Genomic DNA, 9186 nt, shown 5'->3' on the forward strand with positions numbered 1-9186 from the left:
ACAAGGCTTACTACAAGGGAATCCCATGTCCAAGACTCAGTTGTTCGACCTCGACGGCAAGATCGCTTTCGTCTCCGGCGCCAGCCGTGGCATCGGTGAAGCCATCGCCAAACTGCTGGCCCAGCAAGGGGCCCACGTCATCGTTTCGAGCCGCAAACTCGAAGGCTGCCAGCACGTGGCCGACGCCATCATCGCCGCCGGCGGCAAGGCCACAGCGATCGCCTGCCACATCGGCGAAATGGAACAGATCAGCCAGGTCTTCGCCGGGATCAAGGAACAGTTCGGGCGCCTGGACATCCTGGTCAACAACGCCGCGACCAACCCGCAGTTCTGCAACGTGCTGGACACCGACCTCGGCGCCTTCCAGAAAACCGTCGACGTGAACATTCGCGGCTACTTCTTCATGTCGGTGGAAGCCGGCAAACTGATGCGCGAAAACGGCGGCGGCAGCATCATCAACGTGGCGTCGATCAACGGCATTTCGCCGGGGATCTTCCAGGGCATCTACTCGGTGACCAAAGCCGCCGTGATCAACATGACCAAAGTCTTCGCCAAGGAATGCGCGCAATTCGGCATCCGCTGCAACGCCCTGCTGCCGGGCCTCACCGACACCAAATTCGCCTCGGCCCTGGTGAAGAACGACGCCATCCTGAAACAGGCCCTGACGCAGATCCCGCTCAAGCGCGTAGCCGACCCGAGCGAAATGGCCGGCGCCGTGCTGTACCTGGCGAGCGATGCCTCGAGCTACACCACCGGCGTATCGCTGAACGTGGACGGCGGTTTCCTGTCCTGATCCGCTTCTGACGCAAAACAAAAGGCAGCCCAAGGGCTGCCTTTTTCATGCCTCCAGCACCTTCGGCAACTGCCAGCCAAAATGCACCGACAACAACCGCAACAACAAACACGCCGCCCCCGCCAGCAACGCAGCCGCCACCGGCGGCACACCCAGCCTGCGCCCGACAATCAACACCGCCGCACCGACAAACGCCGAACTGGCATACAGATCCGCCTGCAACACCACCGGCACCCGCGCCAGCACAATGTCACGCAGCACCCCGCCGCCGACCCCGGTAATCGTGCCCATCAGCATGGCCACAAACGGCGAGATCCCGAAATTCAACGCCTTCTGCGCCCCGGCCACCGCAAACAACGCCAGCCCCGCCGCATCCAGCACGATCAGCGTCGAACCAGACCAGCCCAGCACCCGCTCATGAAAAACAAATGCCACCCCGCCCATGGCAAACGCCAGCGCCGGATAGCGCCAGTCCGCCACAGCCTTGGGCGGCGTCGCACCGATCAACAGATCACGCGTCACCCCGCCACCGAGCGCAACGATGAACGCAATCACCATCACCCCGAGCAGATCAAGCTGACTGCGCATCGCCGCAATCGCGCCTTCAACCGCAAACACCGCCGTGCCGACCAGATCGGCCACCAGCACAATCCACTCGACCCGCGCCTTCACAGGCGCCCGGCTTATTGAGTGACGCAACGGGTCTTGGTGATGTGTCGAGTCACTTGCCCGTCGGCATACGCATCACCGGCGACCTCGGTATTTTCCATGACCTGACAAGTCCGCTCAGGCGGCGGAGGCGGTGCTGCCGGCGGAGGGGGTGGAGGACTGGCGCAACCACTGAGCAGCACCAGACCGAAAGCCGACAACAACGAAAAACACACGCGTTTCCCAGGATTGTTCATAGGATGACCCGCGATGAATGGAAGAAAACTCCCGTCGCCGAGCAGGACAACGCCCGGTTATGGAAACCGAACCACTCATTCCTTATAGACCAGTGGGGGGTGAGTGCCAGTGAAATGGTGGGATTGGGGGGAATTGGCTGTCGATTTTGGGGTGGGTTTACAGAATGGATCGTGGGTTCCGAAAAATCGAGGACAACCTCAAGAGCCAGCCCTCACCCCAGCCCTCTCCCGGAGGGAGAGGGAGCCTACGGAGTTGTTCATTCGAGTTACATCGACCTGAACCATCGAGGCGAACTCAAGCTTTGAAGAGCACACAAGTCGGCTTCGCGCCCCTCACCACTCACCACGATGAGCGTTAGCTCGAGTACCGCTTTTGATCGCAGGGCCCGTCGGCAGGCTGAGTGGAGGGATTGATCCGGGGGTGGGAGCGCAGCGACCGTTTGGCGAAGCCAAACACATCGAGAGGAGGTGCAGCGAAGCAAACCGTAGGCGATGCCCCCGGATCAATCCCGGAGCGAAGGCACACCGAGCCAAAGCGAGGTGCCGAACGTCAGGGTAAAGCCTTTTGGGTTACCTTTTCGGCGTTTGGAAAAGGTGACTCGCCGTAAGGGCGAAACCGCCAGCGGCTGCACCCGAAGAACCGGATATTCACCCAAACCGAACAAAAACCTGGTCGGCCCAAAGGCCGCCAAGTTCAACTGGGCGATCGCAAAGAATTACTCTCAAGCTCATACCGCAACTCACCAATCAAAGCATCCACCGCCTCCGGAGTTCGCAAGGCACCAAGACTCAACCCACTAATCACCAGATCCACCCGCCCCGAAACCGGCTCATAAAGCTTCACAGTCAGCGAATGATCCCCATCCACCACACACTCACAAGCCAACGGCGAAAAACTACGCTCAAGCCGAGCCCGCAACTGCGCCAGATAAATCATCGCGCCAGCTCCACACAACAAGACTCAAAAACCGACAACACATTCATAAAGGGCTGATCCATTAGCAGGTTCCAAAAAGACACGATCACCAAAAAAATGCATCGCACCTCAACAGACTAAGAACACCCCGCCCGATCAAACACCCGAATTTGCACCCCATGAACTAGTGCATTTGCACCTTACCGCTGCCCCCGACCGCCCCCCGAAAACAACCCACGCTCGCGAGCCCAGACAATCGCCTCGCTGCGACTGTGCACATCCAGCTTCGAATACACCGTCGCCACATGATTGCGCACCGTGTTCGGCGCCAGCTTCAGCCGCGCAGCAATCTCCTTGTCCGCCAGCCCCTCACAGATCAGCGCCAACACATCACGCTCCCGGGCCGTCAGATCGGTGAACGACACGCTCGGCAGCTGCGGCGAGTTGACCTTCTTCACATTGGCCAGCTTTTCGATCAACGTCCGACTGAACCAGGATGCATCCTTCATCACCTCTTCAATCGCCGCCACCAGCTCAAGCTCGGTGCGCTTGCGCTCGGTGATGTCCATCAGCACCAGCAGATAGCACACCGCGTCTTGGATGTTGACGGTGTCGGCGGACATCGCGCACTCCAGCAGCTCGGCGTCTTTCCTGCGGATCCGCATATCGACGCGGTCAACGCGGCCGGTTTTCTCCAGTGCCGCCAGTAACCGGGCGCGTTCCGCCGGTTCATCGATGAAGTCCAGTTGCGCGACGGTCTTGCCGAGCACGTCGTCGCTCTCGTAAGCCAGGGTATCGAGAAAGGCCTGATTGACGTCGATCAGCCGCTGCTCATCGGCGCTGCAAATCAGGATCGGTACCGGCGTCAGGCGAAAGGCCTTGGCGAACCGCTCTTCACTCTGGCGCAGGGCGACTTCGGCCTTATGCCTGAGCTCCATGTCGACGAACGAGAACAGCATGCAATCCTCGTCATTGAGCACTAGCGGCTGCCCCGCGACGATCACCTGTTTAATGCCACCGTCTGGCAATCGCAGCTCGGCCTGCATCTGCGGGATCGTCGCGACATCGCGCAGGCGCTGGATCGCCAGGTCCTTGCGCTCGGCCTGTTCGAGAATATCCAGCTCATAGGTCGAAACGCCGATCACCTGATCGCGGGTGTAGCCGGTCATTTCCAGAAAACCCGGATTGACTTTGATGTAACGCAGATCGCTGAGGCGGCAGATCACCGCCGGCGCCGGGTTGGCGTTGAAGGTTTTTTCGAAGCGCTGCTCGGCGTTGGCCCAGTCGGTGACGTCGCTCATGATCAGCACCAGCGACTCGATGTCGCCGTCGCGATCGGTCAGCACCATGCTGCGCACGCTGTGCACCCAGGTACGTTCTTCATCGCTGCGCGAGGAAACCTCCACCAGCACATCACTGAACGTTTCCCCGGTCGCCACACGGCTGATCGGGTATTGCTCCGGCGTCAATGTGTGGTTGTTGCGATACCGCAGGTTGAAGCGCTCGACGTATTCCCCGGCGTTGTTGCCCAGCTCGCCGATCCGGCTGACGCCATGCATCGCCAGCGCGGCTTCGTTGGCCCAGAGAATCGTCTGGTCAAGTTCCAGCAGAATCACCCCGTCGGACAGCCCGGCAATGATCTGCTGCAACTGACGGCGATTGGTTTCGGTGGTCAGGACGTCCCGGCTCATTGGTTCTCCACAAGTTCGCGCATGTGAAGTTTACGACCGCAGGCGGTTGTGATCGTGCCGGGCAACTTTGCCCCTGATTACCGCGATGATTGATCCACCAGCTCGCGCAGCGTATCGAGAAACAGCTTGAGCACCGGCGAGGCATCGTCCGCCCGATACGTCGCGTACAACGGCACTTGCGGCAGCGCCGGGGTCAGGCGCCGGAACACCAGCCCGGCGGGAGCCAACTGCTCGATCGATGCGGGTAACAGCGCCACGCCAAACCCGGCGCGCACCAGACTGAGCAAGGTCTGCACCTCGATCACCTGCTGGCGGATCTGCGGAGTGAACCCGGCCTGAATGCAGCACTGATAGAGAAAATTGGCGAACCGCGACTGCTTCAATTCCAGCGCCACAAACGGCTCCTGCGCCAGATCAGCCGGCGCCAGCACCTCGCGTCGGGCCAGCGGGTGATCCTGCGGCATCACCACATGGATCGGTTCATGGATCAGCAATTCATTGCGCAATTGCGGGTCGTCATAACCGACGCGGAACACGCAGGCGTCGATGCGCTTTTCCTTCAACGCCTTGACCTGCGCCGCCGGGGTCATCTCATGCAGCCGCCAGGTCACCTGCGGGTAGCGCTCGCGAAACAGGTGCAGCGCCTTGGGCAGCACGCCGACCATCACCGAACTGATCATGCCGATTTCCAGCTCGCCGAGTTGCCCGCGCCCGGTCTGGCGGGTCAGATCCAGCGCCCGTTCGAGTTGCTCGAACACCAGCGGCGCCTGCTCCTTGAGCATCTGCCCCGCCGCTGTCAGCTCGACCCGATGATGGCTGCGCTCGAACAGCGGCGTGCCGAGCTCCTCCTCCAGCAAACGGATCTGCTGGCTCAGCGGCGGCTGGCAGATGTGCAGCCGTTCGGCGGCGCGACCGAAGTGCAACTCATCGGCCAGGGCCATGAAGTACCGCAGCAAACGCAGGTCCATGGCGACTTACCCCAGGTTCAGTGGCGTGGAACGCTGACGCACCCCGGTCAGGCTGAACAGCGCATTGGCAATCGCCGGAACCACCGACGGGCTGCCCAGCTCCCCGACGCCGCCCGGTTTGTCCGGCTGGCCGTCGAGCACGAGGATGTCCACCGGCGGCATGTCCGACATGCGGGTGACGCGATAATCGTGGAAATTGCTCTGCACCACTCTGCCCTGCTGGATGTCGAGACGATCGAATAGCGCGTGGCCGAGGCCCCACATCAATCCGCCGTAAATCTGCTCCTCGACCCCGCCGGGCGACACCGCCAGACCGCAATCGACCACACAGGTCAGCTTCTCGACCCGCACCTTGTCGTCCACTTTCGCGACCCGCGCCACCACGGCGATGAAACTGGTGTAGCCCTGATTGGTGGCGATCCCCAGCGCCGTGTCCGGCGGCAGTTTCTGACCCCAACCGGCGCGTTCAGCGGCCTGCTTCAGCACCGCCAAATGCCGTGGCCGCTCCTGCATGTTGGCCAGCCGGAACGCCAGCGGATCTTCACCGGCCGCATGGGCCAGTTCATCCATGAAGCTTTCCACGGCGAACACGTTGGGAATGAAGCTCACCGAGCGATACCAACCGCTGGGCACGTTGCTTTCGTGCCTGACCCAGTTCAGCTCCAGATGCGGCGGACGGTAGGCAAAGTCCCACGCGGTGATCGCTTCGGTGGTGCTGTAATCCATGTGATCCGGACGCTCGAAATAGCCCGGCTCCCACTGTTCCGGCGAGGCCGGAGACACTCCATGCAGTTGCAGCGCGGTGAGTTTGCCCTGGGCATCCAGTGCGCCTTTCGCCCGATGAAGCGTGGCCGGGTGATAGAACAGCGCATGCATTTCGTCTTCGCGGCTGTTGAGCAGTTTCACCGGCACACCGGTTTTCTGCGCCAGATACGCCACTTCGAACAGCCAATACTTGGCTTCCCGCGCACCGAAGCTGCCGCCGGATACCAGCTCATGGATGGTGACCTTGTCCTTGCCGATGCCGCACACAGTCTGCGCTGCTTCCAGTGCCGACGACGGCACCTGCACGCCACCCCAGTAGGTGATTGCCTTGTCCTTGAGCTGCGCGGTGATGCAGATCGGCTCCAGCGGGTTCTGCACCTTGTAGGGCATCGTGTAATCGGCTTCGAGCAGCTTCGCCGCACCCGGCCATTGTCCGGCGACATCGCCCTGGGCCATGGCTTTGACGGTTTGCGTTGCCGGGTCGCTGATCGCTGCGATCTGTGCCTTGACCAGTTCGGCACTGTCGAAACCGGCCAGCGGGGAATCGCTCCATTTGATCTCCAGCAACTTGCGTCCCTGTTGCGCGGCCCAGAACGTTTCGGCCAGTACCGCGACGCCTTCGAGGTTGCCACCGAGCACGTCCGGCCGACCGGGAATCGCGATCACCTTGCGCACACCCGGCACCTGCAACGCGGCCGCCGAATCCACCACGACAACCTTCGCGCCCACTACCGGTGCGCGTTGAATCACCGCCACCAGCATCCCCGGCAACTGCACGTCGATGCTGTACTTGAAGCGTCCGCAAACCTTGGCCGCCGCATCGCGTTTGTGGCGCAGTTTGCCGATGTACTTGAACTGCGCCGGATCCTTCAGGATGACGTTGGCCGGGGCCGGCAGATGCGCCGCCGCGCCGGCCAGTTCGCCGTAGCCGAGGCTGCGTTTGCTCGATGCATGCACGACCCGGCCTTCTTCGGTAGAGCAACTGTCGGGGCTGACTTTCCACTGCTGCGCCGCCGCACTGATCAGCAGCGCCCGCGCCGTGGCGCCAGCCATGCGCAGGCGATCGTATTCCAGTGAAACGCTGGTGCTGCCGCCGGTGGAGAAGACTTTCCAGACCGGATGAATGTAGGTGTCGAAGAACGGATCTTCCGGGGTGATGACCTGCACGGTCATCGGGTTGACGTCCAGTTCCTCGGCCACGCACGCGGCCAGCGCCGTCTGGGTGCCGGTGCCGGAATCGTGCTTGTGCACCACCAGTTTCACCGTGCCGTCGGGCAGCACGCGCACCCAGGCGTTAGGTTCGAATTCAGTGGCCGAGGTTTTCGCTTCAGTCGCCGCCGCACCGGAAGGCAGGTACAGCGCAATCGCCAGACCGGACGCCACCGTTACCGCCTGCTTGAGAAACACTCGGCGCGAGGGTTCATGAAGCGTGCCGTCGATCAGGCTCATCACGCCTCCTTCGGCGTATTCGCCGCACGTTTGATCGCCTTGTTGATCCGCCCGTAAGTGCCGCAGCGGCAGATATTCCCGGACATGGCGTTGCGGATCGAGTCGTCGTTGACCGGTGCACCGGTGTTGAGCAGCGCGGCGGCGGACATGATCTGCCCGGATTGACAGTAGCCGCATTGCGGCACATCTTCGGCGACCCAGGCCAGTTGCAGCGGATGGTTTTCGCTGGGCGACAGGCCCTCGATGGTGGTGATGCTGTGGCCCGCGACGGCGGCCAGCGGCAACTGGCAGGAACGCACCGCGACGCCGTTCAGGTGCACGGTACAGGCACCGCACAGGCCCATGCCGCAACCGAACTTGGTGCCGGTGAGTTTCAACTGATCACGCAACACCCATAACAAGGGCATGGAGGGGGACGCCTCATCCAGCTCGCGTCGTTCGCCGTTAACCGTGAATGCAATCATTGTCAGGCTCCAAAAGAGCGGCCCGTCTTTGTGCGGGCCTGGTGACCGATTATTGGAACCCCCGGCAACGCGCGGCCAGCGACGATTTCTGCCAACCGGTGTAAGCAGGACTAACAACATGTACAAGCGATACCCGTCGGTGCAGTCCATGAGCGCGTTCATTCACGCAGCGCGCAGCGGCAGTTTTTCCAGTGCCGCACGCAAGCTCGACCTGACCCACAGCGCGATCAGCCAGCAGATCCGCGCCCTGGAAGACTTCATTGGCCAGCCGCTGTTCGTGCGCGAAGGCGGCGGCAGCAACCTGACCGACGCCGGGCAGCTGTTTGCCAGCGTGCTGTCGGATGGCCTGGCGCAGATTGACCGGGCGCTGTCCTCGGTGAAAAACCGCAGCGTGGCTCAGCGGCTGACCCTGGATGTGGACAGCGAACTGGCGCAGAGCTGGCTCAATCCACGCCTGCCGCAATTGCTCGACGGATTGCCGGCTTACGAAGTGACAATCCTGTCGATGCCGCGCAGTGATCGCAGCACGTTCGAACGGGTGGACCTGTCGCTGCGCTATGGCTATGGCGATTGGGATGATTGCGAGATGACCCAGATTTGCGGGGATCGGGTGTTGGCGGTGGCGTCTCCGGCGTTGCTTGAGCGGCAGGGTTTGCAGGTGCCACTGAGCCCGGCGCAGATTCTTGAACTGCCACTGTTGGGGTATACGCGCAGGTCGTGGATTCCGTGGCTGGATGCGGCGGGGATGACACCGACCGAACCGCCGGCGCGGGTGATTTTCGATAATGCGGCGAATCTGATTGCGGCGGCTGAAGCGGGTGTTGGTGCGGGGCTGGTGCGTGGATTACTGGCTGCCGATGCGTTGCGCAGCGGGCGGCTGGTGGCGTTGAACGAGGCGCAGATTGCGGCGCATTACAACCTGTATGCGGTGTGGCCGCATGGGCAGGCTGAGCGGGTCGCGCCGGTGGTTGAGATCATCAAACAGTTGGCTCTGAGTACGCTTGAGAATGCTGCCCTCACCCTACCCCTCTCCCAGAGGTAGAGGGGACCGATCGGGGGATGCTCAAGAAGTCCGCCGACCTGAATCTGCTTTACCGAATCCATAATCGACTGGATCTTTCAGGTCGATGTACAGCGCAAGACACCTCGGTCAGTCCCCTCTCCCTCCGGGAGAGGGCTAGGGTGAGGGCAGGCTTTTGATCTTCCCCTATATCCCAGAAGTATCACCACCCCAC

The 9186-nt window shown here is 61.9% G+C and carries 8 protein-coding genes; 2 read left to right on the forward strand and 6 right to left on the reverse strand.

Going from position 1 to position 9186, the window contains the following annotated elements; all coding sequences use genetic code 11:
• Positions 1–25 precede the first annotated feature (25 nt).
• Positions 26–793, forward strand: a complete 768-nt coding sequence (locus C1X29_RS13145; RefSeq protein WP_064380507.1) for an SDR family oxidoreductase — start codon at positions 26–28, stop codon at positions 791–793.
• 45 nt (positions 794–838) lie between these two features.
• Here C1X29_RS13145 and C1X29_RS13150 read toward each other — a convergent pair whose 3' ends face one another.
• The 6 genes from C1X29_RS13150 to C1X29_RS13180 all read right to left on the reverse strand — a co-directional run bounded on the left by C1X29_RS13150 (position 839) and on the right by C1X29_RS13180 (position 7951).
• The gene (locus C1X29_RS13150; RefSeq protein ID WP_254778409.1) at positions 839–1435 is read right to left on the reverse strand and encodes a trimeric intracellular cation channel family protein; all 597 of its coding nucleotides are present in this window, start codon (positions 1433–1435) and stop codon (positions 839–841) included.
• Between the two features lie 957 nt (positions 1436–2392).
• Entirely contained in the window at positions 2393–2635 is a 243-nt protein-coding gene (locus tag C1X29_RS13160) for a DUF1652 domain-containing protein (protein ID WP_084776931.1), read from the reverse strand.
• Between the two features lie 179 nt (positions 2636–2814).
• Positions 2815–4305: a helix-turn-helix transcriptional regulator gene (locus C1X29_RS13165; RefSeq protein WP_085746091.1), complete on the reverse strand. Its 1491-nt coding sequence runs from the start codon at positions 4303–4305 to the stop codon at positions 2815–2817.
• Positions 4306–4382: 77 nt separating this feature from the next.
• A complete protein-coding gene (locus tag C1X29_RS13170) occupies positions 4383–5273 on the reverse strand; it encodes a LysR family transcriptional regulator (protein WP_102717624.1) in 891 nt (296 codons plus the stop codon).
• Between the two features lie 6 nt (positions 5274–5279).
• Positions 5280–7487, reverse strand: coding sequence for a xanthine dehydrogenase family protein molybdopterin-binding subunit (locus C1X29_RS13175; RefSeq protein WP_102717625.1), 2208 nt, complete (start codon positions 7485–7487; stop codon positions 5280–5282).
• On the reverse strand, positions 7487–7951 hold the full coding sequence (locus C1X29_RS13180; protein ID WP_102717626.1) for a (2Fe-2S)-binding protein: 465 nt from the start codon (positions 7949–7951) through the stop codon (positions 7487–7489). The genes C1X29_RS13175 and C1X29_RS13180 overlap by 1 nt, the downstream gene beginning before the upstream one ends.
• 118 nt (positions 7952–8069) lie before the next feature.
• Here C1X29_RS13180 and C1X29_RS13185 point away from each other — a divergent pair, with 118 nt between their 5' ends.
• On the forward strand, positions 8070–8993 hold the full coding sequence (locus C1X29_RS13185) for a LysR substrate-binding domain-containing protein (protein WP_102717627.1): 924 nt from the start codon (positions 8070–8072) through the stop codon (positions 8991–8993).
• Positions 8994–9186: the final 193 nt, after the last annotated feature.

Origin of the sequence: Pseudomonas sp. GW456-12-10-14-LB2 (assembly GCF_002884345.1) — a bacterium.
GTDB lineage: Bacteria > Pseudomonadota > Gammaproteobacteria > Pseudomonadales > Pseudomonadaceae > Aquipseudomonas > Aquipseudomonas paraglycinae.